Annotated in this window: 22 protein-coding genes; 6 read left to right on the top strand and 16 right to left on the bottom strand. The window is 44.9% G+C overall.

Translation table 11 applies throughout. The annotated features are described in order from the left end of the window. Window positions 1–103: 103 nt before the first annotated feature. The 3 genes from Ga0123461_RS06215 to Ga0123461_RS06205 form a co-directional block, all read right to left on the bottom strand. Window positions 104–1,657, bottom strand: a complete 1,554-nt coding sequence (locus tag Ga0123461_RS06215; RefSeq protein ID WP_157819258.1) for an MraY family glycosyltransferase — start codon at window positions 1,655–1,657, stop codon at window positions 104–106. Between the two features lie 497 nt (window positions 1,658–2,154). Then, complete coding sequence (locus Ga0123461_RS06210; protein WP_100277542.1) at window positions 2,155–3,039, bottom strand: nucleotidyl transferase AbiEii/AbiGii toxin family protein; 885 nt, start codon at window positions 3,037–3,039, stop codon at window positions 2,155–2,157. Continuing rightward, window positions 3,036–3,656: a type IV toxin-antitoxin system AbiEi family antitoxin domain-containing protein gene (locus Ga0123461_RS06205; protein ID WP_100277541.1), complete on the bottom strand. Its 621-nt coding sequence runs from the start codon at window positions 3,654–3,656 to the stop codon at window positions 3,036–3,038. Before Ga0123461_RS06205 ends, Ga0123461_RS06210 begins: the two co-directional genes overlap by 4 nt. Before the next feature lie 511 nt (window positions 3,657–4,167). On the opposite strand from Ga0123461_RS06205, the gene Ga0123461_RS06200 reads away from it, so the two are divergent. From Ga0123461_RS06200 to Ga0123461_RS06190, 3 genes are all read left to right on the top strand, one after another. After that, on the top strand, window positions 4,168–4,941 hold the full coding sequence (locus Ga0123461_RS06200) for a hypothetical protein (protein WP_100277540.1): 774 nt from the start codon (window positions 4,168–4,170) through the stop codon (window positions 4,939–4,941). After that, window positions 4,928–7,261 carry a hypothetical protein gene (locus Ga0123461_RS06195; protein ID WP_100277539.1) on the top strand — a complete coding sequence of 778 codons (2,334 nt, stop codon included), beginning with the start codon at window positions 4,928–4,930 and terminating at the stop codon, window positions 7,259–7,261. Before Ga0123461_RS06200 ends, Ga0123461_RS06195 begins: the two co-directional genes overlap by 14 nt. 148 nt (window positions 7,262–7,409) lie before the next feature. Continuing rightward, window positions 7,410–9,701, top strand: coding sequence for a site-specific integrase (locus Ga0123461_RS06190; protein ID WP_100277538.1), 2,292 nt, complete (start codon window positions 7,410–7,412; stop codon window positions 9,699–9,701). Window positions 9,702–9,718: 17 nt separating this feature from the next. Here Ga0123461_RS06190 and Ga0123461_RS06185 read toward each other — a convergent pair whose 3' ends face one another. After that, window positions 9,719–10,018, bottom strand: coding sequence for a helix-turn-helix domain-containing protein (locus Ga0123461_RS06185; RefSeq protein ID WP_198507143.1), 300 nt, complete (start codon window positions 10,016–10,018; stop codon window positions 9,719–9,721). Between the two features lie 15 nt (window positions 10,019–10,033). Between Ga0123461_RS06185 and Ga0123461_RS06180 the strand changes: the two genes are divergently transcribed. Both Ga0123461_RS06180 and Ga0123461_RS06175 read left to right on the top strand, forming a co-directional pair. After that, window positions 10,034–11,032, top strand: coding sequence for a hypothetical protein (locus Ga0123461_RS06180; protein WP_100277536.1), 999 nt, complete (start codon window positions 10,034–10,036; stop codon window positions 11,030–11,032). Further along, window positions 11,022–11,888 carry a tyrosine-type recombinase/integrase gene (locus Ga0123461_RS06175; protein WP_100277535.1) on the top strand — a complete coding sequence of 289 codons (867 nt, stop codon included), beginning with the start codon at window positions 11,022–11,024 and terminating at the stop codon, window positions 11,886–11,888. The genes Ga0123461_RS06180 and Ga0123461_RS06175 overlap by 11 nt, the downstream gene beginning before the upstream one ends. Before the next feature lie 72 nt (window positions 11,889–11,960). On the opposite strand, the gene Ga0123461_RS06170 is transcribed toward Ga0123461_RS06175, so the two are convergent. The 3 genes from Ga0123461_RS06170 to gmd all read right to left on the bottom strand — a co-directional run bounded on the left by Ga0123461_RS06170 (window position 11,961) and on the right by gmd (window position 15,665). Then, complete coding sequence (locus Ga0123461_RS06170) at window positions 11,961–13,373, bottom strand: mannose-1-phosphate guanylyltransferase/mannose-6-phosphate isomerase (RefSeq protein WP_100277534.1); 1,413 nt, start codon at window positions 13,371–13,373, stop codon at window positions 11,961–11,963. 193 nt (window positions 13,374–13,566) lie between these two features. Continuing rightward, entirely contained in the window at window positions 13,567–14,535 is a 969-nt protein-coding gene (gene fcl, locus Ga0123461_RS06165; RefSeq protein ID WP_100277533.1) for a GDP-L-fucose synthase, read from the bottom strand. 11 nt (window positions 14,536–14,546) lie between these two features. Continuing rightward, entirely contained in the window at window positions 14,547–15,665 is a 1,119-nt protein-coding gene (gene gmd, locus Ga0123461_RS06160) for a GDP-mannose 4,6-dehydratase (protein WP_100277532.1), read from the bottom strand. A gap of 140 nt (window positions 15,666–15,805) precedes the next feature. Here gmd and Ga0123461_RS06155 point away from each other — a divergent pair, with 140 nt between their 5' ends. Continuing rightward, a complete protein-coding gene (locus tag Ga0123461_RS06155; RefSeq protein WP_100277531.1) occupies window positions 15,806–17,233 on the top strand; it encodes a family 20 glycosylhydrolase in 1,428 nt (475 codons plus the stop codon). A gap of 256 nt (window positions 17,234–17,489) precedes the next feature. On the opposite strand, the gene Ga0123461_RS06150 is transcribed toward Ga0123461_RS06155, so the two are convergent. The 9 genes from Ga0123461_RS06150 to Ga0123461_RS06110 form a co-directional block, all read right to left on the bottom strand. Then, window positions 17,490–18,248, bottom strand: coding sequence for a WecB/TagA/CpsF family glycosyltransferase (locus tag Ga0123461_RS06150; RefSeq protein ID WP_100277530.1), 759 nt, complete (start codon window positions 18,246–18,248; stop codon window positions 17,490–17,492). 13 nt (window positions 18,249–18,261) lie between these two features. Beyond that, on the bottom strand, window positions 18,262–19,128 hold the full coding sequence (locus Ga0123461_RS06145; protein ID WP_100277529.1) for a sulfotransferase domain-containing protein: 867 nt from the start codon (window positions 19,126–19,128) through the stop codon (window positions 18,262–18,264). Window positions 19,129–19,131: 3 nt separating this feature from the next. Next, window positions 19,132–19,965, bottom strand: a complete 834-nt coding sequence (locus Ga0123461_RS06140) for a class I SAM-dependent methyltransferase (RefSeq protein WP_157819257.1) — start codon at window positions 19,963–19,965, stop codon at window positions 19,132–19,134. Continuing rightward, window positions 19,962–20,876: a glycosyltransferase gene (locus Ga0123461_RS06135; protein ID WP_100277528.1), complete on the bottom strand. Its 915-nt coding sequence runs from the start codon at window positions 20,874–20,876 to the stop codon at window positions 19,962–19,964. The genes Ga0123461_RS06140 and Ga0123461_RS06135 overlap by 4 nt, the downstream gene beginning before the upstream one ends. Before the next feature lie 72 nt (window positions 20,877–20,948). After that, window positions 20,949–22,262 carry a hypothetical protein gene (locus Ga0123461_RS06130; RefSeq protein WP_232710406.1) on the bottom strand — a complete coding sequence of 438 codons (1,314 nt, stop codon included), beginning with the start codon at window positions 22,260–22,262 and terminating at the stop codon, window positions 20,949–20,951. A 4-nt stretch (window positions 22,263–22,266) separates the two neighbouring features. Next, on the bottom strand, window positions 22,267–23,250 hold the full coding sequence (locus tag Ga0123461_RS06125; RefSeq protein WP_100277526.1) for a sulfotransferase family protein: 984 nt from the start codon (window positions 23,248–23,250) through the stop codon (window positions 22,267–22,269). Window positions 23,251–23,281: 31 nt separating this feature from the next. Continuing rightward, window positions 23,282–24,082 (bottom strand): sulfotransferase family protein, encoded by an 801-nt coding sequence (locus tag Ga0123461_RS06120; RefSeq protein WP_100277525.1) that lies wholly within the window; start codon window positions 24,080–24,082, stop codon window positions 23,282–23,284. Continuing rightward, a complete protein-coding gene (locus Ga0123461_RS06115) occupies window positions 24,079–24,765 on the bottom strand; it encodes a sulfotransferase family 2 domain-containing protein (protein ID WP_100277524.1) in 687 nt (228 codons plus the stop codon). Before Ga0123461_RS06115 ends, Ga0123461_RS06120 begins: the two co-directional genes overlap by 4 nt. Next, the gene (locus Ga0123461_RS06110) at window positions 24,762–26,099 is read right to left on the bottom strand and encodes an oligosaccharide flippase family protein (RefSeq protein WP_157819256.1); all 1,338 of its coding nucleotides are present in this window, start codon (window positions 26,097–26,099) and stop codon (window positions 24,762–24,764) included. The genes Ga0123461_RS06115 and Ga0123461_RS06110 overlap by 4 nt, the downstream gene beginning before the upstream one ends. Between the last annotated feature and the right edge of the window lie 29 nt (window positions 26,100–26,128).

Genomic DNA, 26,128 nt, shown 5'->3' with positions numbered 1-26,128 from the left:
GAATCGAGCGATAAAATCGGTAGCATGTAAAGAGTGGAGGTGCATGCGGTGATATTGCCTATATTCACTATTAGCGTCCAATGGTATCAGGAGGCAACGGGCTTTAAATGCTTTTCAAGATGATAAAGCAGAGTATCACAATCATACCCGATGCCATGGGCCAATTATGGGTTGCCTTCCTTCTATCTTCCATGGGCGCGCCTTCGGATACACCTCTTCTAACAACCAATTTAATCGTAATGAACAGAGGGATAGCGCCTAGACAGGCCAGCTTTGCTGCGATTGAAGCATGTTCAGGAATTTCAATTGCCGGTAGTACCACGAAAGGAATAAACCATGAGATGAAAATCAGCAATATCTCAAAGCTGGATGTCAAAAACACTGTCTTGCGCTGTTTGAATTTGATTTTCAAAGCTGACCAGATCGCAATGAAAGTCAGAAACACCACGGCATACAGTGTCAAATCGAAATGCCCGTATGAGGAGATACCCCAGGTGTAGGTGATGAAATATGCGCAGAGATAGAAAAGACCACAGATAACAGGCAGGTGTTTTGCTTCATTTCTCCACGGAAATGCCAATGCGACAAAGAGGACCAGTGCAAAACTCGGCATTGTCATTTCCGGTGGTATGTCTGTGGTGAACAGAAGCGGCAGAGAAAGCCCCGCAAGAAGAACATATGGAAAAAAACCTACACTTCTTCCAAGAAAAACTACCAAATCGTGACGTAAAACTTCAGTTTCTTTATTTGCCCTCGAAATAGTTGCAAACGATATCTGATGATGCTCACAAAGCATCAAAACGACATAGAAAACCACCACCAATGCCAACCCGTTTGCAAGCTGCCAGTATTCCGGCAGATCCTTTACAAAAAGTGCCAGAAGGCCGAAAGCAATCATGCCAACGTAGATTATGGAAACCACTGCAGCATGTGAAAGCCCTATGGCCAGCAGGCGATGGTGAAGGTGTGTTTTATCCGGATGAAATGGACTTTTTCTTTTCATTATCCGGTGTGACATAACAAGGATCGTATCAACAACCGGTATAGCCAAAACCATTGCAACGGTGATCGGGGCCACTCCACCACTCTCCCCGGTTACACAAAGCATGATGCTCACGCTGGCAAGCGAAAATCCGAGCATGAGACTTCCAGTGTCACCCATAAACAGTTTTGCAGGGTGCGTGTTGAACTTCAGGAACCCGAGAACACCGCCAAATATTGCAGTCACCAGAATAAACACATCCCAGTTATTGGTACCCAAAGCAAAAGCCCCAAAGAAGAAGCAGGAGATCGCGGCCATGCCACCGGAGAGACCATCCAGGCCATCGGAAAGATTCATTGCGTTAATGACGCCAAGCAGACAGATCAGTGTAACTATATATCCCAAAATACCTGGGAAACTAATTTCACCGAAAGCGAACAGATTACCGAAAGAGTCCATCTGCAGGCCGGACAACTCTATGAAGACAATAGAGGCAATGATCTGGCCTGCGAATTTGACCCGGTGGGATGCTGCCCAAATATCATCAGCCATACCTGTGAGTGTGACAATTAGCAGCCCTGCCAAAAAGCCAAGAAGTGCAGGGTTAACGTCGGTGAATAGCGGTAGTGCAACAAGCAGGGCCAGCGCCATACCCAGACCGCCCATGCGCGGCATGACGGTCGTGTGGACACTTCTATCAACGGGGTGGTCAACAGCGCCGACAAAAGCGGCGAAGTGTGCGGAAACAGGTGTAAGCAGTAGTGACAGTATAAGAACTGTAAAAAACAGAAGCCCCAAGTCTTCCAATGACATTTAATAAATCCTTTTAGTCATAATCAGTGCTATATCTTTATAGATGGCAATGTGATGTTTGTCAAAGCCAACCAGCTTGGCAACCCTATCAGAATTTCACGTCCCCAAGCGAGCATCAAATGTTCATCTTTTTTACTGCTTTCCGACCTGAGCGCCTCACAAGCCCTGTTTTTTCTGTAAAATACTTGATATATCTCTGCCCACAATAACTTCACTTATCGTGGCTCAGGATGCGGAGCAGAGTCATTGCCATCAGGATCGCCGATTAGAGCCTCAATGCCTCAATATATATCTACCCCAACTGTCTCGCCATCGCTCGTGACCTCTTGGAACAGGGGAGACTTAATCAGTTGGAGTTATCATTCATCATTATTCCTCACAATATCTACCAGACCCAACAACAGCGGCCTGATCTCTTCAACTGTTTCATGCAGAGTCGCTTTTGCACTGCTCCCAACTGCGGCTCGCCTGACAAATGCAGCCCACTGCTTCTGCTTCATATCATCCCTTGAAAACTCACTGGTCAAAGCCACTGGTACATCCGAAGGAAGCGCAGTTCCACGCCGTCTGAATGTGTTGGCAATCGCCTTGGCAATCAGGTCGTGATCCGGCTTCATAAATCTCAACAAGGCCCAGATGTCATAGAAATCTTTCATCCGGCTATTGGCAAATCCGAGATAAACCATGGCCTCGAATTTTTCTGCGATGACTGTTTCTACAGGGTAAGCTTTGAGTTTAGGTGACGGTAAATCCAACAGGACTGGATACTCGATGTCCTGTGCCGCCGGAGTAATTACATCACCGATACCAATATCTGCCTGCATCGAGACACGAGCACCAGAAAGCGTTGCTTTCAAGGTGACCCGAATACCTCCGTAGGAATCTTCTTCTCTGATCTCCTCAGCCTTTACCGATGCTGGATCAAAAATCAACCCATCATCAGGCACGACATCTTGATAACTTAGGTCTATAAACACCTGCTTAAGATAAGCAATCGAGGCATCTCCGGATTTCAGGAAATCGATATCCTTGGTGGCTCGGTAAACATCACCGCTCCAGTAAGAGAAAAGCATCGCACCCTTTAGGACGAACTCATCTCGATACTTCGAAGCCGACAACCGGAAAAGTAATCGCTGCAATCCATAGTCGGTCAGGATGCGATTAAAATCGACCTTCTGTTCGCGTGCAATATTCAGCAGACGCTGGCGAATAGATGCCGCTGTATTTACACCTTTGCCAGTCATCCTATGAGAGTCTCAAGGTATGGCTGCATGACATTCTGAACCCTGCAAACACCAGCATACTTCCGGATGTCATCCATAGAAAACTTCTTGGCCCTCCAACCACCTTTCAGGGCTTCAATTGCCACATCCAGTCCAATCTTGTTTCTGTATTTAAAGCAGTCGACAACCGTCTTGGCTGGGTTATAGACAGGCACGGTAACGCCATCGATCACTCGATGTTCAATGCCGCTCTTCAGGGCATCGCCAGAAAAACGGACGATTCGGACAGGCAGGTCGCTTATCTGTGGTAGCCAATCTTTTCGATCAATCGCCAGCCAGACTTCAAAGGGTGCCTGCGTGGTCATCTCATGAACCGCCAGTGCAGTAAGCAGGCATACCGTTCCCTTGGGGATTCGCTTGCTGGCCTCTACGATAGTCTGCATCTCTGAAAGCTCGGCATAGGCCGCCATGTATATGCCACGAGAAGAGCGAAGGATGATTCCCCGCTCGTAAAGGCGACTCAGATATCGACGTGGAATATTATACTCATCAAGGTCACGAGGGCGAATAACACCGCGTTCTTTTAGAAGCGATAGAATTCGTTCTGTAGCTGTCTGATTATTATATGAATGTCTCATAGTCTTGGCCTTTGAAGATAAGTGCCTATACATTAGGACAAAAGTAGCAAGATGACAACCACTGATCATCATCTATTTTACCCCCCCTCACATTGAAAAACGCATCGATCAAAATAAGGTGCATTATCGCGCTCTAGAGGCAACCGATTACTTAATCGGCGTGACACAATGCTTGCTACTGCTTAGGCAGAGTCCTCTCCACTTGTCCGAATCGGCACTCGTAGTTGCCTTCGGATTTTCCATCCATGAAATATTAAATCCTGTGTTAAATTGACACAGGAATGTTCAAGTTTCACCACTACAAACTTGAACCATGAAAGTTAGAGGCCATCTAACTTTCATCGATACTTGATCATATACATGTCTATTTATCCATTAATTACAAACACTTATGATCTTTGTTGATCGTTTTGAACAATAAAACTTGAAGACAACATGAAAGTTTATCTTTAACTATCTGTTTTTAAAGGTCTTTATTGACTTTTAACAATGTGAAAAGATCATTGTCGACATGAATAACGCATTCAAAGACATCAGCCCCAAACTCAAAATTTCCGGGGAATATAAATGGATTGATGTAAGGACCATTAGCAAGCTATATGACCCAGGATTATTCCTTTTTTCTGAAGGAAAAAAGGAAGTGGATGATATGTTGACCCCAATTTTATGGTCAAGTGGTGATGGACAATTCGAATGCATGGGAGGTGTTGAGTATTGGCGGAATTTCATACACATCTACAGGGCATCTCACATACGATGTTTTGTCTTTCATCCAGAGAAACACTCAGAAAAAGAAATTCAGGAAATCAAGAGTATCTGTGAGTATTACTTGCCCGCACGCTATGATGCGAATGCTGCTGAGGTGATGATTGAAAAATATTACACCATTCCATCATTCAAGTTGATTATTGAAGAGAACTTTCGAAATCCCGATAAAAAGCAATTCACGACAGCTTGTCTTCATAAACTTCTTCCTGCATGGGGTCGTAGCCTTGAAGCACTCCAGGATCGAAAGAAAAAATATGGAGCAGTACAGAGCCGAAATAGTAAAATTCTGAATGGGCAAGCTATACAATTAGCGGCTGCAGCTATTGAGGAAAAATGGAATTCATTTGCCAGTGATAATAACGCCCCATCATATGATGAGGTAATGGGTGTTCTGCAAGACCCCGAAAGAATTCAAAAATTCAATTGCGTGGTAAATAGTGGAAAGCTAGACGTGGCATTATACCGTCTAAATCTCACTCTAGACGACACGAGCCTAAATCAAAATGCCAAACAATAAGCCAAAGGAAAAGGCACCCGCCACCCTACCTGATCAGGCAGTTGCTGATCTTATGGAATGCATGGATGACAGCGCCTCGGACGAGATAAAAGGCTTAAGTCTGGCTTTGGTGTTTCAGATACCAGTTCCTGCATCGTATATACCGTTCCTATGCAAGCGTTTAATAGAAATGGATATCACTCCTTCAGGGATTTCTGTTGAAGAGTTGAAAGAACTTAAACGGCACTGGTCCACCCAAAACTCTGCCAAACGTATTCGCAATAGCGATCAAATGGGTCAGCGCTATCCTCTCCTGTATGGAATCAATAAATTCCACAGGAAATGGAGGAAGTCCGGCTCGAAGGTAAAAAAACAGGCGTATACAGAAGCCTGTAAGCTATTCATTGCCACTTGTTCTGTCTCACATGACGAAGAGATCAAGGAGAGTCAGCTATATGAACAAACACATATATTTAGAGATGTTCTTATTAAGAAGAGTTGCGAGGCACTTGATCCTTCACAGAACGAAACTGTTGATTCGTATCGCCAGCGAACCATTCAGTTCATATCCAAATTAGAAACATCGGATAATATGGAGCTAGCTATATCACTCCTGGATGGCGGTCGTCCCTATGGCTCTTATATCCGAAAGGTTGATAAGGGGTATGGTTCTTTCACAACAGATATTGAAAACCATGTAGATTCGAATGATGCCCCCTCCTCTACCCCATACATTACAACTGAGACATCTGATCCATACGATGAAGGAAATCCCAAATCAACATATCAGAGAGTCGCAGGAAAGAACGGCTCCAGAATCACTCGAAAGGATGATCAACGGGCCTTGTATTATCGATATCAGGCTGTAGGTGCCCGTAACAATATTGCAATCACTGACGTTCACCGGTTAACACTCATTGGCGTTGCAGGATTTTTCGAACACTTGCATAAGCACGGGAACAAGCTCGAAATCGCCTATGAATTCATTCTTGCCACATGTGGGGCTTCTGAAAAGAGCCTGGAAGAAATGATCTCTACAGACCAGGAACTGCCGTTTGAAAAAGGACTCATTTACTTCAGGCGCGATTCTGGAATTCTGTTCGTATCCTTAAACAATGGAAATGCCACGTGGCCGGACTTTGATGGGAATCATGAACAACAATTTATGGAGATTCTGCTACCTAAGGAAATAGGTTTAATTATTAACAGATCAAACGATGAACGGCCATTTAGAGGCATCATCAGTTGTGTTGATAATCAGGCACAACAATTTGGAGTGCACAACGCGGGACTTACCCCTACAGCTAGACGCATAAAGAGTTCCTTTCGTACACTTTGCGCACCGGCTTGCTTCAAGGATCAGTTTGAGGCCTCCTTTGTTACCGGGAGCATGCCAGCTCAATATGGTGCGAAAGCTCATTATTGCCGGTTTGATATGGCTGAATTGAATGAAAAATATCAACAGGGAGTCGAAAGTTTCGTTGATCGCCTGATCAAATTTGGGAAGATGTCAAAAGAATTGGAGACATTTCTACACGCATGCTGCCAGTTCGATCTCGCGTATTTACCCACTGGCTATATCGGCAGCAGGCTGACTGCAGACAGGAATGAGTATCTTGAATTCCTTAAGCATGTGAGAATAGCATTTAACAGAAAGAACAAGAGCCTCAGGTGGCTAAGCGGTCAGGATCAAATACATTGTGCTCTGTCTCTTCTTCAGCATCAGCATCTATATCTATACCTGCTGATCCAGTTACTTGACGCCCTCAGACCTCCCGGAGACAAAACATCCTTTGCAGCCAGTGACCACTACAAACTGGCAATCAGCAAAACAAAGGATTCAGCGGATTATTCTGAGTTAAACCTTGCGCCAGCACACTCAATCTTGCTGGCTCAGCTCCAGCAAACTGAAACGGACTTGGATCTTTTCACAATAATGATGGTGAAACATGGGGTTCCTTTCATAAACTATGAACAGGATGGGAATTACACCCCCCTTTCCTTAACCACCCGGAAGAAATCGGGCGTGGTTGTCGCTCACCGCCTGACAGCATCCAAGGCAAGATCCCTGATTTCCGATCTGATCGTAGAATTCAATGCGTCACTGCAGCTACCATTCAAAGCAAATAACCTGTTTCGGCACCTGAACGCAACCATGCTCTTTAAAGATGTTCCAGAACCCCTATTGGACGAATACATGGGTCATGGCCGTGAAGGGCTCGAGATATTTGACGAGTGGTCAACCTCTTCCTTCACATGTTACCCGCTTCTCGAGAAAGCAGTAGAGAAACTGGCAGAGGGCATCGCAAAAAAACCGCTGGAGGTTCATTACCATATTTAACCTATTAGCTAGCGAAATCATCAACTGTAACCCTCGCTTCTGGTCACCGAACAGGAGTTTATACCTAGGTATATGCCTTAGGCATATCAATGAAAACCCCCACATTGATGCTGAGCGCCTATCGTTCATTCAAAATGAAATTTCCAGCATGAAAGAAATCAGGCATAGCAAACGTAAAGTAGATAACTACCTCCATGATGTCTTAAATCGACTCAATGAAATGGGGATATCCGATGCTGCCCTGCCAATCATTCCCAATAAGAAGCCACGAAAGTTAGTCCTAACCAAGAAAGAGAATGAATTCATTATGTCCGGATCCGTCACAGAACTGCGAAGGTATTTCTGGGACTATTGGCTTAAGTCAGCAATAACTGCAGACCATGACCAGGAACAACTGTTTGCATTTGCCGTAGCCTTCTCATCTTCATGTGAGGCATCATTTGGCAAGCCCATCATTTATTCCATGCTTGCGGAGTTAAAACCAAGTGACTTGATGACCAACTTCTCGTTCCGAACCAGGGTTCATCCAAAAGACACGTCCGATAATTACAGTATCCTGTATTTACCCCGTTCAACCCAGCTCCTGTTTGCCTCGTTTCTGCTAAAAATGGCCGGCTGGATGAAGCAGCCCTTTCTTTTTTTTCCAGACAGGGAAAGAAAGAGGCGCAGTCATGCATTTCAACAGATCAAAGAGATGTATAAGAAGTTCAAGGATGATTTTAAAAGAAACAAGCCCGGCATTATCATTCCGGAAACCTGGGAGAGTTTTGGAAAAGTTGCACCATTAAATGCGGTGTTGAATAGGCGTATTGGCCTGGAGCCATACATTTGGAAAGTCCAGTCAGGACACACCTTACCCACAGCGCACCCTAGGGAATCGTCCTACGCACTTACAAGAGATGAAGGAAGGATCTCTCATGGCCTTTTTCAAAGGCAAGTAATGCAGCTTCCTCATAGTGGCAAAACGCTTTCCACCGTGGAAATAAAAGAGCTACCCGTGGAAAAGGTTGATGACATTGACTGGTCAGGAAGAAGCAAGCTGGTCATTAAGACCGTATGCAACGAGGTGAAAAGCGTTGTAAAGGAGCATCAGGCAATAAATTCGTATGGAGTCAAAGCCAAGTTCCATGCAATCATTGAAAATGCCCTACAGAAGGCTGACGCTATAACAGAAAACCAGAAAAGCGCACTCCACCTAGCCCTTAACTGGATTAGAGCCAAAGTGGATGAAAAAGGAATTGCTGGATCAACCGTTTGCGACTACCTCAATCGCGTCTTTTACAATGGCATTCTCAATGACCCGGATAGCATCAATATTGACGAATGGGAGTCTGAAGACCATGAACTTCTATTTGAGGATACCCTTTCACGGGACAGCATCAAATCAGAAAAAACCCGACGATCGATAGCTACGCCCTATACCCAGGCTTATGGATACGGCCTTGAGCATGGATATTTCAGCGATGTGAATTTGAAATACATTGAGGAGGAATGGGGCGGAGGTACACCGAGGAACGAATTGATCGGATTAAGCGAGTTCGACTCATATATTAGGATCGTGATGGAAATGGACGATCCATCCCATTTCTTACACATGCTAGTAGTAGTTAACCTGATGGCATTTTATGGATGCCTGAGATCAGGTGAGATAAGTCGCCTTACGCTCAAGGATTTAGAGATAAGCAGACAGTTTCTTTGGATCAATATTCTGAAAGGAAAATCGGCATCTGCTCGCAGAAGAGCCCCTTTCCATCTTACTGCGCCAGAATACGCACTGAAAATTGTTTCAGAATATTATGACTACAGGCGCAAGCAGTTTTCCGATGATGCCAACTTGAAAGAGATCGCCCTCTTTGGTCCACATAAAGTTAGAAACAGGTTTACAAGGTCCGCTTTATCCGGAGAGGCGATTAAACTACTTCAGTCATATTTCGGAAAATCCATGGTCCTTCACTCACTTCGTCATAGTGGATGCTCGTGGCTGCTTCTTCGAATGTATAGCGCCGGCTACCCAGATCTGATTGAGTCGTTAACAGATGAACATCATGAATTATTCAACGCACGGAGCATCAGGAATGCCGCATACCTGTTCTCGGGTGAACTAGAGGAACTTATTCCAAACTACTGTGGTTCTTCGCTCATCAGGCTTAGCAAGCTGATGGGGCATCTAGGTCAACAAACCACCTTTAGGACTTACATTCATACATTTCATGTTATTCAATCCCATGCTATGAAAAGGGTCTCAAGTGTTTTTGGAGAAGAAGAATTAACTGGCGCCACAATTAATGCCCTACTTCCAGGTAAGAAGTCGGCAACTACACGTGCGAGCATGAAGGACAAATCTATTAACGCCTGCCTTCATGATACTTATCAGAGAATCAGTAAAACCAAGTGGCTTGGCAAAGCCTTTAAAGGGATTGTGCTGTCAACAAACCTATAAGTTTAAATATAACCTAATTATTTTGCTTGGCGGTCGAGGTGAAGAATCACACCAGGGTTAACTAGTGGGTCGCCGAGAAATTCTATGCCATGACTTTCAAATAAATTGATTATTGCTTTAAGAACACTCGGATTAGCTTTCTTTAAACCATTTTCCTGTTCGTATCTGCGAATTGTAGCCAAACCGACTGAACAAAATTCAGCGAGATCTTTTCCACTCCACCCTAGCAGTGCTCTAGCAGCCCTAATTTGAGATGAAGAAACACCTATTGACTCTTGTGAGCTTTTATGTATCATAAGATCTATTGGATCTCCCATAAGAGGTAACATATCATGATCGACAGTGATGTAAAACAGTTGGCTGAGAGCAACACTAATGCGACAAATATAACAGAAGGACTATTCACAGTCTGTGACAGTGAATTTCGGACATCCATGAATCAAGGGGATTACATAAGGTTATCCCTTGAGAATGCATACAAACGTGTGGTCTGTAATTGTTGGATGAACAATTATTCAGGACCCTTGAGATTTAACGCCAATGAAGTTGTAATGATTACCGGAAAGGAAAAGAAATTGAACTCCCCCAATGAGACCGTAGATGTCTATTCAGCGGATGTAGTTACTCCTACACGAAAAGATGCCCTTACAACGATTCCTGAATCCTTGGTTGGCCACTCCGAAGACCTTCATAGACTAATTGATCTTGTAGAGTCTATCTGTTCAGACGAATTAAGAGGTTTCATATATGAAGTATTTTCAAGCAGAGAGTTCGCCCTGCCATTTTGTACGATAGCTGCCACTCATAATCCCCATCACTCAATAGAAGGCGGGTTATTAAAACATAGTCTTGAATGTGCAGAAATAGTCGCTGACTGCCCATATCTGGACATTATTGACCGAGATATTGGCACGGTCGCCGCCCTGTTTCATGACGCTGGAATAATACTACCAAGGAAGATGGGGCGAAATGCCTGCCACATAAAGATGATTGATACGCTTAAAGTGTTGCACTGGCCACTATTAGGCTTAGATCATGACTGTCCAAATTTCGGCAAGGCGTTGCGTGATATTTGGAGTTTGAATAAGCCTATTAAGCATTGGGGATATAAGGAAAAGATGCCTATAGCAACTGTGGTGCAAATGGCAAACCGGATTAGTACTGAACTAGATATGCAAAAACAGCTTTTTTCGGCAGTTGAACCCTGGCGAAACAATGTGAAGCACCCCATAACCGACCAACGGTTTTGGCGGCAATCAGGAATATCTACATCAAATAGTGAACCTGAAATTGAGCAAGCATGCTTAATGGAGTTACAAAATGATCGATGAAATCTTGAAGAAGTTTGATGGAGCCTTTGCGGAAAATACAATGCGGGCTTACAGATCAGACTTCATTCAGTTTGAATTGTGGAGCAGGAGTAAGGGAAAAGAGCCAATCCCAACGGATGCTGAAACACTTGCCCAATACGTCGATGAAATGTCACTGACCTTAAGGAGCGCCACTATACGTCGGCGAATCGCTAGCTTGTGCTCCATATTTAAGCTCTCAAGGAATCCTGATCCAACTAATGACCCCGAGGTCATTCTCGCACTGAAAAGGATGCACAGAAGGATTGGAAGGGCTCAGGAGCAGGCTGCTCCCCTCACCCGAGATATTCTTGAACAGATGTTGGCCACATGTGATGGCAGCCTTATCGGGCAGCGCAACCGCGTCATGCTTCTTCTTGGCTATGAAACGATGAGAAGGCGCTCAGAGATTTGCGACTTTAAATTTGAGGACGCCATTACCCTGCCAAACAAGCAGACCGCGATTCGGCTCAACTTCTCCAAAACAGACCAGTACGGCGAAGGAAAAGTAATCCCAATCAGCAGAGAGCTTTATGATACGATCTTAAACTGGAAAGAAAGTATTGCTGCAACGGGTGGCTATATTCTGAGACGCATCAACCGGCATGGACAGGCTGGAGATCACTTATCCCCCTCATCAATCAGCAAACTGTTGAAGGAGATTCAGCAGCATGCCTTTCAAAATATTGAGAGGGAATTGAGCGGCCACTCATTCCGTGTGGGAGCTGCGCTCGACCTGCTTAACGATGGATATGGTCTAGAGAAGATTATGTTGAGAGGCGGTTGGCGTACCGAATCAACTGCACTGAGGTACTTGAGGACATGGTCAGAAATCTAACGCGCTCAAACAAGCGGTCAGAGATGAAGACCCTATCTATAGCACCCTTGGGCAACTATTCTCTATTCAATTTCAGGTTCGCCCGTAGATGTCCTCAAAGCGTTCGATATCATCTTCTCCAAGATAATCGCCCACCTGCACCTCGATCAGGTGCAACGGTATCTTGCCTCGATTTTCAAGACGATGGGTCTCACCAATGCTGATATAGGCACTTTCGTTCTTGGCAACCGTTTTGACCAGCTCACCACAGGTCACGGTGGCAGTACCCGCTACGACCACCCAGTGCTCCGAGCGGTGCTGGTGCGCCTGCATACTCAGGCGTGCTCCAGGCTGTACTTCAAGGCGTTTGATCTGGTATCCGTCAGCACGGCCTTCAAGCACCGTATAACTGCCCCATGGCCGGCGTACGGTGACATGCTCAAGGTGATATCGTTCCTTTCCAAGTTTCAGGGAATCAACAATCTCCCTGACCCGCTGGCTCTCACCCGCTCTGCAGAGAAGGATGGCATCGGGTGTTTCAACGGCAATGATGTCGTCAATGCCAATGGCAGCGATCAGGCTGCGTTCACTGCGCAGCAATGTGTTATGACAGTCAATGGCCAGCACATTACCGCTGATATCGTTACCATTCACGTCATGCTCGGCAATCTCGTGGACGGCATCCCAACTACCAACATCGGACCAGCCGATATCTGCGGGCACCAGTGAAACACGCTGTGATTTCTCCATGATGCCGTAATCGATAGAAACATCCGGCATCTTATCAAAGGAGTCGCGCACTACCTCCTGCCACAACTCTCCGCCGTTCCAGCGCGCTCTCATACCATTCAAAAGCGCAGTCATTTCTGGGATATACTTTTCCACCTCTTCAAGAATTACTGAGGCCTTCCAGACAAACATGCCCGAGTTCCAGTAGTAGTTGCCGTCATCCAGCATGCGTTGGGCATTTTCAAGGTCAGGTTTCTCAACAAAACGCAGTACATTCTGGATATCGCCTTGACCGGATGCTTCGGCCTGAATATACCCGAAACCTGTTTCAGGCTGGGTTGGAACAATTCCAAACGTCACCAGTCTGTCGCCCTGGGCAACCTCTACGGCCTTGTTCAGGCACGCCTGAAAAGCATCCTTGTCAGCCACAATATGATCAGCGGGCAGAACCACCATAATCGGATCATCTCCACTGAGGTCCTGCATCAGGGCAGCAGCCACAGCAATTGCAGGCGCCGTATTACGGCCACAGGGTTCCATAATCTGATTCAAGCCTTCAAGCTCCGAGAACGCCTCACCTGTCGCATGGGACTCACCTGTCACCACCCAGACATCATCCTTCGCCACTAACGGAGAAAGGCGTCCTATCGTAGCGCTGAGCATACTGGCTGCACCACTTAGCTTCAGAAACTGTTTGGGCAACTGCTGTCTGGAGAGAGGCCACAAGCGGCTTCCTGACCCACCTGCCAAAATTATTCCCTTAATGGATATGCTCATAACTGAAATTTCACCCTTTATTAATATTCTTTTACGTCACCAATTAGTACCAAACTAATAAGGTTAAACTAAGCGCCGCTTCGGTCTTATTGAGGCAACCAAGATTTAAATCATTAAACAATACTGACTTGGCGATAGATTCTCATTCTGTGTTGAGTCGGCATTACACTCGAAGGTTTCGAAAGTTCACCTGCTATTGTCGTGCAGTACCCTGAGTCGCTAAGAACCACTGGTAGGCATCCGCCAGCCCCTCTCTCAATCCGATGGCAGAAGACCAACCCATATTGGCCAGACGGGAGCTATCCATCAATTTGCGCGGTGTGCCGTCAGGTTTGGTCGAATCGAAACGAATCTCACCTTTAAAGCCAGTAACCTCTCCTACCAAATGGGCTAACTCTGCAATGCTTACTTCCTGGCCACTACCCACATTAATATGGGAGAGCATCGGCTGCGTATTCGCCTGATAAATATCGGATGGCAGATCGAGTACAAACAGTGATGCAGCGGCCATGTCATCTACATGCAGAAATTCACGGAATGGTGTGCCGCTACCCCATATCACAACTTCAGAAGTATCGGTTTGCACTGCCTCGTGGAAGCGCCGGATCAATGCCGGCACCACATGTGAGTTCTCCGGGTGAAAGTTGTCACCAGGTCCGTAAAGGTTCGTTGGCATGACGGAGCGATAATCAACGCCATACTGGCGGTTATAGCTTTCGCAGAGCTTGATGCCGGCAATCTTGGCAACAGCATATGGTTCATTGGTCGATTCCAGCGTACCCGTAAGCAGAGCATCTTCGCGCATAGGTTGCTCTGCCATACGCGGATAGATACAGGAGCTACCAAGAAACAGAAGTTTTTGTACACCTGCTGACCAAGCCTGATGAATAAGATTGCACTCGATCATCAGGTTGTCGTAGATGAATTCAGCCGGATAGGTGTTGTTGGCATGAATCCCCCCTACTTTGGCGGCCGCAACAATTACCATATCCGGACGTTCTGCCGCTAGAAATTCACGCACGGTGGCTTGCTCGGTCAGATCCAATTCTGCATGCGTGCGCGTCAGAATTTCGAGTTTTTCACCTGCGTCTTTGCGTGCTTCAATTTGGCGTATAATTGCTGCGCCCACCATGCCACGGTGGCCTGCTACATAGATTTTCATTTGCTTACCTATCAGTTTTCAACAGCGACAGGAACATCATGGCCATGCGCTTTCAATAGTGCATGGCGTTGAGCTGATTTAAGGTCTTCTGCTACCATTTCAGCGCACATCTCCTGCACGGTGATTTCAGGGGTCCAGCCTAGCTTCTCTTTTGCTTTACTCGGGTCGCCCAGCAGTGTTTCTACTTCAGCAGGACGGAAATAACGAGGGTCAACTTGAACAACGACATCACCGACCTTAAGAGCTGGTGCTTTATCCCCTTCGATATGTGTTACCACCCCTCTCTCTTCAACGCCTGAACCTTCAAAGCGTAATGTGACCCCAAGTTCCAGGGCTGACCACTCTATGAACTGACGAACAGAGTATTGCACCCCTGTGGCTATGACGAAGTCCTCTGGCTTATCCTGCTGCAGCATCATCCACTGCATACGCACATAGTCCCTGGCATGGCCCCAGTCACGCAATGCATCCATGTTACCCATGTAGAGGCAGGGCTCGAGCCCCTGAGCGATATTGGAGAGTCCGCGCGTGATTTTGCGCGTCACAAAGGTCTCGCCACGGCGCGGTGACTCGTGGTTAAATAGAATGCCATTGCAGGCATACATACCGTAGGATTCACGGTAGTTCACCACGATCCAGTAGGCATACATCTTGGCTACTGCATAAGGGGAACGTGGATAAAAGGGGGTAGTCTCTTTCTGCGGAATCTCCTGCACTTCTCCAAATAACTCGGATGTCGATGCCTGGTAGAATTTCACCCTCTTTTCCATGCCCAATAGCCTGATTGCTTCCAGGAGTCGAAGGGTACCGATTCCATCTACATCGGCTGTATATTCAGGGGACTCAAAACTCACTGCCACATGTGACTGCGCACCCAGATTGTAAACCTCGTCCGGCTGCACCTCCTGCAGGATACGTGTCAGGTTTGATGTGTCAGTCAGGTCGCCGTAATGCAGAACAAAGCGTTTATTCTCCACATGTGGATCTTGATAAATTTGATCCACTCGCTGTGTATTAAATGAAGAAGCACGACGTTTGATGCCATGCACTTCATATCCTTTTTCCAGTAGAAGTTCCGCAAGATAAGACCCATCCTGCCCAGTCACGCCGGTGATCAATGCCCTTTTCATAGTTTAATTTCCTGTTTTAAAGATAATATATTATTTGACTACTACACACCCTTGACCGTATAAGCTTGGACAAGTTTATGATCAAGTGTAACTAATATATGCAAAGCTAACTTCGCGTATTGGTAAAAGGAAGTTCTAGTATGATCTATAGCATCACCCCCTTCAAACCAAATAAATTCGTTTTTCTATATTTAGCAGCGATATTTTATTGTTTCATGCACTCTAGCTCTGCTTATTCGCTAGATATCCCATTGCCTGTAAAAATATATGATCTTAATGAAGGTGTCACAAGAATAAGTGGAAATTCGCAACTCAACCTGCCTGAGAGCATCTCGATCAAGTACGGGGCATTCATTAATGAAATTCGTCAATCAATTTCCAAACTGCCAATAAATACAAAACCAACAACAATCAATGTCATGCTCATCAATAACAAAAGCTCTCTTCCAGATAGGGTTCGCAAAGCCCTCGAAGGACAAAGGGAGGGATTCTGGATGAAAACGGACCATAACAATGTCCAAATCCTAGTCACAGATGAGTATGGCGCATTGCATGCCCTGTCTATTTTGGAAGAAACTATAAACAGGAGCGAAGGGGTTATACTTGATAGTGAAATTATTGATTGGCCAGCACTAAAATTTCGTGGTTTTTTGATTACACCCGGCCCAGGAGTCACAGCATCTGATATAAAGGCAGCAATATCTACTGCACGGAAAGCTCGAATGAATGCTGTGTTCCTTTATATCAACAAACGCATCGCATTTGAAACATTAAAAGGAGTAACTCCTTCAGATGCAATTTCAATATCTGAAATTAAAGAGATTATTACCTATTCGAACGAGAGTGGTTTGGAAGTTATTCCAGTCGTTAACCTGCTCACACGTCAGTCGCATGGTGGACTCATGCTTCATGCTCAACGCCTTGGAATACCACATACGATGTACAACAAAGACACATACAATCCTAATGATCCACAAAACTACCAGTTTGTCTTTTCGTTTCTTGAGGAAATCATCGACGTATTCCAGCCAAACAAACTTCATATTGGTCATAGTGAAGTCTCTGGCTGTTATCCTAAACAGGCCAAGAAAATGGAACACTCAAATCAAGCAATACTACCTGCAGATTTATTTCTAAAAGATGTTTTAACAATTTACCGTCACTTGAAAAACAAAGGTATTGAGACGTGGATGTGGGGAGATATGTTAGTTTCTCACTCAGAGCACCCAAACATGCGCATAATAGGGTTGAATGGCAACATTCCTGATTATGGCAAGCCTTTGAGGCAGGAAATCCCAAAAGATATTGTGATAGCAGATTGGCACTATAAAGATAAGCAGGTTGAATTCCCATCCTCAAAATCTTTTGCCAGCGAAGGATTTCAAGTTGTAGGAACAACATGGAATAAGGCTTCTACTATTAGTAATTTCACAAAATATATGTCTAATAATGTCGGGGCAAATGGAAGAGGTATGATCGCTGGAATTTGGGGGTTTTGGAAAATGTCCCCAGAAGCTAGAAATGCGGCAATCTATACCTCCGGGAATACTTACTGGGCAGGTGAATGAAAGATGCACCTTTCTTTCAAAGGTAAAGATAGCATGATTTTCATGTGGAAATCGAGGTCATCAATTTGGCTCAGCATAGCCCCCCCCATGCATGACAAAATAGAAAACCATGGGAATGAAAAAGCCTACGTATTCTAGCCAAAAATTATTAGGTGCCCCCATAAATTGACCTGAATGTCATTCTTCACGTTGATCTCATCTCTGCGTCAGGGGCATACTTTGAAGCGGACAGTAAAACCACCTGCGTATTTTCTGACTAATAATTACGTGATATGCATTGCTTCACCACAGCAATAAGGAATCTTGGAGCGGAAATGAACGTCCTTCGCCATAGCCTTTTCGGTTCCTGTAACAATCGAGGCAACCATTCAAGTCCAATTTTCTGAAAAACCGGATGTGAACGCTTTACATTACCTATATAGAAGTCAAACACCGCACCAATAGCTACAATAACTGATGCATTCAGCCTCGCCCTGTTCTCGAAAATCCATTTTTCCTGCTTAGGAGCACTCATGCCAACCCACAATATATCAGGAGATGTTGCGTTTACGGCGGCAATCATTTGCTCATTATCCACATCATCAAAGGCAGATTTATAAGGAGGTGAATAGGTGCCCTCCAAGCGCACGTGTGGATATTGCTTCTGAAATTTATCCGAGATTTTACCTAGACTCTCCTCTGTAGAGCCGAGAAAGAAACAGCTTCGCCCTTCTAGCTTATTCATTTCAGAACTAAGCCCATAGAAAATATCCGACCCGGTTATACGTTCCCTTATACCACCACCCAACATGCGTGATGCCAGAATGATTCCTGACCCATCAGGAACTAAAATATCTGCATGGATCAGTGCCTCATGAAAGTCTAGGTCACTTTCGGCGACAGCAAGTGAATGAGGATTGGCACAGGCAAGATACTTTCCTTTTTTCCCTTTCAAAACCCATTGCCGCAACAGGCCGATGCATGATGCTGAATTGTCTTGGATGATCGGATATCCAAGAATCGATTCAGTGTTCATTTCACCTCCTACCTCACCAGTCATTATTTTTTTCATAGCCCATACGAATTAACATATAGCCGGACATATCCTTGAACGCCTGTTTATGCGCTTCATTGAAATGATTTCTCCACTCTCCCACCTGGCCTTTACGGAATGTTCTTGATGAGGTGGAAAAAAGGGATGAGCGTATGTGTTCAAACTGTTCAGCATCGAGATCCGTACCGATATGCGAGGCGATTTTACGAATCGTTTTCTCCTGAAGGTTGTCATCTCCACCACCCATGGCGCCAATAAGATCTTCGAACCTCACTAACAAGTTGTCCGGATCATCCACCCAGGGAAGGAAGGATTTGTATGAATCATTCTCCCACATTGGTGGAATTTGGCCGCCTGGATAATGTTCTGCCGCAACACCTTTAATCATTGCCATCAAGCGTTCGTCATCATTTGGCAGGGAATTAAGGTAATCGTGCAGTGGATGGGAGCGATCCATGTGTGTAACGTAATAGGCGCCGGATACCGCCACGTCCCGCATGTCACGAACGATGAGTAGTTTGCGAAACTCCAAATGTTCCAATTCTTGTAAAAGAGATGGTGACCAAGGAAGATGTGCTGTAATGACCTGCCCCTTTCTGCCAGAAGACAATTGGTGGCTATAACCCGGAATCGTTTCATCTATATGATAGGTCCACCACGGCACGACATTCGGCATCAGCTTCAAAAGTCGGCTCAACAAATTTGTTCCTGCTTTCGGAATACTGTTAGCAAAGATTCTATTCGAGTGTGATGCAATCACACGCTCTGTATCTGTGATCGGAAAGACATGTCGCATAGCTGCATATTGCAACTCCTTCCTAAGCCTACGGCGCAGCATGAGCATGTTGGATACGATAGACATGGATTATCCTTTCGAGCCATCACAGTTTGTTGAAGCTTCCGCCAATACATGGAGTGAGTCGGGAATCGCCATGGCATCAGGAGGCAAACTGCTGCCCGGAGTAATCATACAAATCACCTGATTGCCACCACAGCCAGGAATCCATGAGAATAAATACCCAGATAAGGCTGCTGCAGTGCGGATCATCGACTTGGAATGAGCATTGAATCTGTTGCTCATCCAGCCAATACCCATCTTCAAGGAGTAGCCTGATTCCAAATAGTAGCTGTTCAAAACTTGCTCCAGCATTCTACGGTCCCAACGGAACACATAGTTATCCCTTGAATCGATATTCATGGATTCGTCACGCTCATAAATAGAGCGTAAGCCCATACCATCAAACAGGCGGCTCACCTGTGTTTCGTAAGGTTCGATAAAAGCTACGCATCTTTTGCACACGCGGAGCATCTCGTATAGCCCAAGCACCGGACGCGCAAAGTGGTGTAGCCCTGATTTACAAAACACGAGATCATAAGATTGATTTTCGTAGGATAGCGCCTCTCCATTTTGACGTTCATAACGCATCCGGGGATCGGCATCGATAAATTTTGATAACGAAGCATCCTGATCGTGAAGACCTGTCAGAGTGATCGAATCAAAGGCGTAACGGCCGAAGTTAGAGGCCTCTCGTTCCGTAGCACAAATGGCAAGAACTCTACCTAATGAAGCACCCGCAGCTTTACACTCAGCCTCATACTGTTCTAGTGCCTTGTGGATTAGGAAGTCACTGAAGTCTTCCTGTGTCTGAATTGCAAGCAGTTCAGATGGTGTGAAACGATGCTGATTAATACTATTCATTTGTTCAAAATCCTTGAATTTTTGTTGCGGACTCTGTATTCGAGAAACATTTGCCCAAGTCCAACTCTGGAGATTGGCCGCAGCAGTGAAACCATCTCCCATGATTGCGTGCTATCGACGTAAGCAATTACCTTTGCCTGTCGAACCTGCACTAACCGACATAAGCTACGGGCAGCAACACCGATGGATGCAATCTTACTCCAAAGTGTGGGCGGCCGAGGCAATGTTTCACATACAGTGGCAACTTCGTTGCGATAGCCATCCGAGTCGAGCGAGGATTTTTGCACTCCAGGTCGTTTACGAAATGCAGCCAGCGGCGTTGTGATCTGCACCAATTCTGCATGCTTCGCAAATTCGGTCCAGAGTTTGAAATCAGCAGCAAGATCTAGTGACAAGTCAAGACCTGAGGTCTTTTCCCACAAGCTCCGCCGCCAGAACATGCTCTCCTGCTGAAGGTATCCAGCCAGATGCTCCTGATACCAGCCATTACAAATATAATGCTGTGGATAGGCTGCAGCACTTGCATGAACGCCAGTGTATTGCCCCTGTTCATTCATGAAGCCAGGAAGTCCCGTAATCCATTGCACTTCAGGATATTTCTCGAAAATTTCAGCCACAACAGAAAAAGTCCACGGCATATAAATGTCGTCCGCATTAAGCCATGCCATGATTTCACCGCTTGCCCTGTCTAAGCCCTTCTGAATAGCATGATATTGTCCTTCATCTGGTTCACTGACACAGTAGGCAATTCCATCCGAACACTTCTCAACAACTTGGAATGTGGCATCCTTTGAAGCTCCATCAATCACAATGTATTCGAGATCGGAGTAATGCTGTGACAGCACAGAATCCAAAGCTGCTTCGACGTGGGCCTCAGCATTATAACTGGCTGTAACAATGGATATTTTCATGCCGTACTCACAGGATATTTTGATTGTCTCTGAAATAGGACCTTGAAGTTAATCGACAATATATCATTCGGACTAAGCATATCCATTCCTCAATACAGGCTCCCTGCCACTTTTTCCTAAACCCAAGAACATCAAACTCATAAACAATGGATACAGAAGGAAATACTCCCCATTTAGTGCTAACAGGACAACAAATACAATTAACGATGTTTTGCCTTTTGCCTGCCTGCATGATCGAAACCCCAGCCAGGATGCATACAAAAACACACCCATTCCAAGTAGTCCCATTTGTCGTACAAAACCGGTCATTCCATTGCCAAGAGCAAATCGATCCATATCTTCATTCAACTGAAACTGGGTCTCCATGTTTTGCCCCCAACCAGTTAAAGGGTGAACCTGAATATATGCAGCATCGAAAATCATCGCCCCAAATCGGCTAGCTTGCCATCCGGCATCTTGATTCACTCCCATTGAGTAAAGGCGGACAATTTTCTCCCCTACAAAATCAAGCTTTGAAGCTGAAATAGCGAACGCTATTAAGAGAAATCCGGCAGTCAAAATGACAATCATGGAGTTTCTTTTAGAAATGGGAGTGGAAAACCTTAATTCTATGAATAGAAGCAACGCAAATGGTAACACAACTATTCCCATAGTTGATTGCGTAGTTAGCAATGCGATTGTAAATAAAGACAAAAAGCTCTTGGTAACAACACTTGTAAACCTCTCTTTACAAATGGAGAGAAAAACAACTGCCAGAATCAAGTATCCCGCAAATGCTCCCGGCTCCCAGAAAAACGCAGCATTTCTTGATGCATTTTCACCGGTCTGAAAATTGTATATACCAATATGAATTCGTTCATTAGCTCCTGATACTGTAACATTCATGAATTCACTTAACGGCAAGAACAGATGTCTGGGGTCTACATTGAAAAGGCTTAATATACGTTCTGGTATATAGAACAGAAAGCTGACCACTGACACAAAGGCCATTACATAAACAAATGTTTTCGGAAAATCAGCAACTAGGCGCAATACTCCATAAGCGATAACCAACTTCATGAAAAAACCGGCAATTGTGATTACAGGTATCAATGATAATGAAATGGCCTGACCGACAAAGATTATTGTAAAAACAATAGCAACCAAGAGAAATCTTTTATGAATCGTTGATGAACGAAGAGCTATAGCCAGCATAAGCATTAGTGCAAAAACAGTATATAAAATAGCATCACGCCCATCGGCCAGAAAGAACATGTTCCCGGAGAGACAGACCAAAATAAAGACCAATGCAAAATCATTTAATCCTGCTGAAGACACCTTCAAACACGATTTAAATGACATCGCTCCTGAGGTTTTATCTGGTTTGTATTCACCCATAGTAGTCATCAACTCAATAGGAAGGGTATATCTTGTTGAAATCGGGAAGGAGCGCTGCTTTTTCTTTTAAGCTTCTTGGGCTAAGAAAAGGTAATAGAGTCCCATAGGTAATACGGACAACATCTGATACCAAAAAGCGAGATGACATCGGTACAGCATTTAGTTCTGCGATCATATCATCCATATCATATCCAATAGCCAGCCAACGGTCTCGTCCTATCCTCTCTAAATACTTTCGACACCATCGTCTTCGAAGCCGATTGCAAATCACCTCTTTCCATTTTCCCAGTGGTTCCGCACTCACCTGTGAGTATAGCTTAGTCCCGGTGGGATCTCCCATTTTTCCTGATAACTGCGAACTAGAAAGGTCCATATGACTATGATCCTCCAGTTCTAAATATTCATTAATTCGTTTCAACTCCTCTTCCGGCGACTTAATTAATGCCTCGAAGTGAACCGAAAGCGAAGAGGATCGATAGTTTTCATATGTATGAATAATATTTTCCAGACCAGTAAAAAGATCAATATTGTAGTAGTAAAGATTCCATTTACCGTCAGCAAAGCTTTGCATGATCGATGCAATGACTGATAACGGATTACGCCAGAGAAATATGAGTTTGGCGTCTGGGAAGAGTTCACAAACCTCGTCAGAGATAAGGTGGTACCGCGGAGTCTTATCCAAGAAGTAGCTTGCGCCATCGTCCGATGCCTTGGTGTATAGTTGCAATGCTAACTGGCGCATAGCCTCCTGATAATCTGCTTTACCGTTCGGAAGCCTTTCCATAAAATCATTGAGTGCCAGCACCGATGTTTTCTGCCAATACTCGGTATAGATACCTTGTGTGCGTAGGGAATAGAGCAGCGGCAGTAGCAGCCAGGTTTCCGATGCTGTTGAAACCTGATTATGCGATGCCAACAATCGTTGCAGTAACGTTGAACCTGAACGCGGTAACGAAAAAATAAAAACTGGCATGACTGTATTGTCCAATACTTTCAAGCTCTTCCCCCTTTATCTAGGTGCTGCAGAATCAAATGTAGCCCCAACGCTGCAATATTGGAGTTAGTTCTTGTTCCGTCTGGTTAATGATCTCATTTGGTAGTTCTTCTCTCCAGGAGTCGACCTGCCCTTTTCTGAAAGTACCTCTACCGGGGCCAAAAAGCTGTTTGGCAACGATTTCCGCTCGTTCTTGAGGAAGTTCAAGGGCCTGACAGAGCCTCTGCAGCGTCTGCATCTGGACCGTATCATCGCCCCCTCCTCTTGAACCTACAATATCCTCAAAGCGAACTTTCATGACAGCATTGTGCGTATACCATGGGTCCAAGGCATTACATCTAGCAAGCATGGATGCAAGCTCTACCGATCCGAAGCGCCCTCCATGAAGAGCTGCCTGATATCGCTCCTCTTGTGACATGTTAATAAATGCCTCATTCAAAGCATGAGGCTTGTAGCTAACAACAAATGGAATAAAAGATGCCAGAACGGCCCGTGGGTCGCGAATAACGAGTACGGGCACGTAGTCCATTTCTAATATCTTTAGCAGCAGTTCATCGCTATACCCTAAATGGGATGAGAGAAAGCCATTTTCGTCTACATTCCCGAGAATTCTGTGGATAGCACTTTTGGGTAAAAGCACCGGAGAGTCGATACCTACGATATAGGAGTCATTAGGATTCCTCCAAAGAAAGCGTCTAACCCTCCCTTTAAAAGTTGTGTTCGAAACAAGAAAACTTCCAATTGCTCCCTGCTCTCGGTACCCCATCAACCTCAGACTCTTGGCCAATAGATTAGTTCCGGACTTCGGTAAGGCATTGACAATAACTTTTTTCACCAACTATTCTCCTTTATACGAATTTCATCGGCAAAAACTTCGTTGATGCGGGCTATTTGCTCTGAGGAAAGAATCTCTTCGTAGCTACGCCGATCCTTTCGAGCTTCACCTTTAGCGGACTCTCTAAGCCTCCCAGAATATGGAATGCCAAGCTTGGAAAACACACAGCCAAGTTCAGCATTCAAGTCCTCGTATCGAAGGATATGGTCGACTATGACATCACCTCTACTATTGGTGTACTGAGGTTTATTTAGACAGAACCTTCCTCTCTTGAAATACTCTTCAAGAGTTAACTTCCCGCCACTCCGAGTCTTCAACATATAATAATGCGAAAGCGTTTTATCAAAAGGATCGCGCTCTACACAGAACTTATAATAACTATTCCATATCCCATCTGGAATCCTGTTTTGAACCAGTGATGCAGGTATATGATGATAGAATCGCTGCCTATGGATCAACTCTTCTGCTATCCGAAGCCATCTACCAAACCCATAATGGAGAAAATCCGGCAGTGGATTGAAATACCCCTTATAATTTCTTGGCACATGTCCTTCAATGGCAGGGTAGATTGGAGTCACTATGGCATCAGGCCCACACAGCTTGGACAGATAAACCTCAATACTGGTACCTGCTGTTTTTTTAGTTTTGATGAAAATGAACTTATACTTGTGGGATATTATCACTTGTCACTTGCCTTCTTGTTATGCAGGAATTTTTCTCGTAGGTACGCTGTGCTCGCAAAAGTGGAAACTCCCATCCTCTGTTTAACCAGTATTGCCTGTGTCAGGTTCTGCAGGGCAGTTCCTGCAGAAAATGCTATAGCCACCCCAAGACTCCCGTATTTTTCCACTAATAATAGAGCGACAACAATCGACATCGTTACAAACAAAATTGAAGTCAGCATCAATGCCTTTTGATGCCCCCCTAACATCAAGCACTGACCGCATGAACCAGAAAAGACAGCAATTGTACGGCCAGCACAAAGGATAGTAAAAATCAGTGCTCCACCAGCATATTGTTCACCAAAAACAAACGCTAGCATTTCATCTCCTGCCAAGATAACAGCAATTAACAGAAGAATTGATGGTACAAGTGTCGCTGTGGCTGTGGCACCTAATAAACGTTGAAGACTTTGTTTTTCACCCTTTGTGTAAAGCTCAACAATCATCGGTTGAATTACCGAGTTTACAATAAGCGGAGCTATCGTTATTAACAGCACTGTTCGTAATGCCGCACCATAAAGCGCGACTTCATCTTTCGAGGCAAGCATGCCCAAGATCCACAAATCCGCCTGGTTTGAAACGAAAACACTCACGCTCGCAATAAAAATTGGCCATGCAACAGGCCATAACTTACTTTGTGGTACCAAATCAATACTGCCGATCAGAGAGAACCTTCGGTGTAATAGTCCTGATGCAATTATCGCAATTATCAAGGTTGCAAATAGTGTTGTCTGGACGGCTATATATAAATCTATTTGCTTACCCAAAAAATAATAACACCCAAATATCGTGACAGTAATGATACTGGTCGCTGTCCCTTGAAAAAGACTGGCTCTAAAAAAACTTTGCTCCCCCCTAAATACATCAGAGAAGTACTGGATAAAGCCCAGCAATACAAACCAAGATGCGCTCCACCAACCCAAACTGGCCATCTGATCGGAATGAAATGCTTTTAAGGAAACAAAGTCGTTTAATACCAAACCCCACAAAACAGCTGTGCACATAGCAACTAAAATAATGCTGCTAAACGTAGCTCTGAATACATGACCTGCACGTTCAGGGTTGGCGTGAGCAAGTGATTCTGCAACCAGTTTAAGGGCAACTTTGCCCATCCCTGCCTGTACAACTATAGCCATAAAAGTGATCAAGCTGATTATCAACAAGTATGTTCCAAAATCTTCTACTGTAAGGAGCCTCGCAAGCAGGGCGTATACAGATAAACCAAGCACAGCGCCTGCACCTTTGAGAGCAACAGACCAAATGGCACCAGATACAAATCGCTTCTTTAATCCCACAGCACTTTCCCTATGCATACTCTAGATGT

The sequence above is a fragment of the Mariprofundus aestuarium genome, from assembly GCF_002795805.1.
Taxonomy (GTDB): Bacteria; Pseudomonadota; Zetaproteobacteria; order Mariprofundales; family Mariprofundaceae; genus Mariprofundus; species Mariprofundus aestuarium.
Note: the sequence above shows the minus strand (reverse complement) of the source record. Positions and strands in the feature narration are given on the sequence as shown.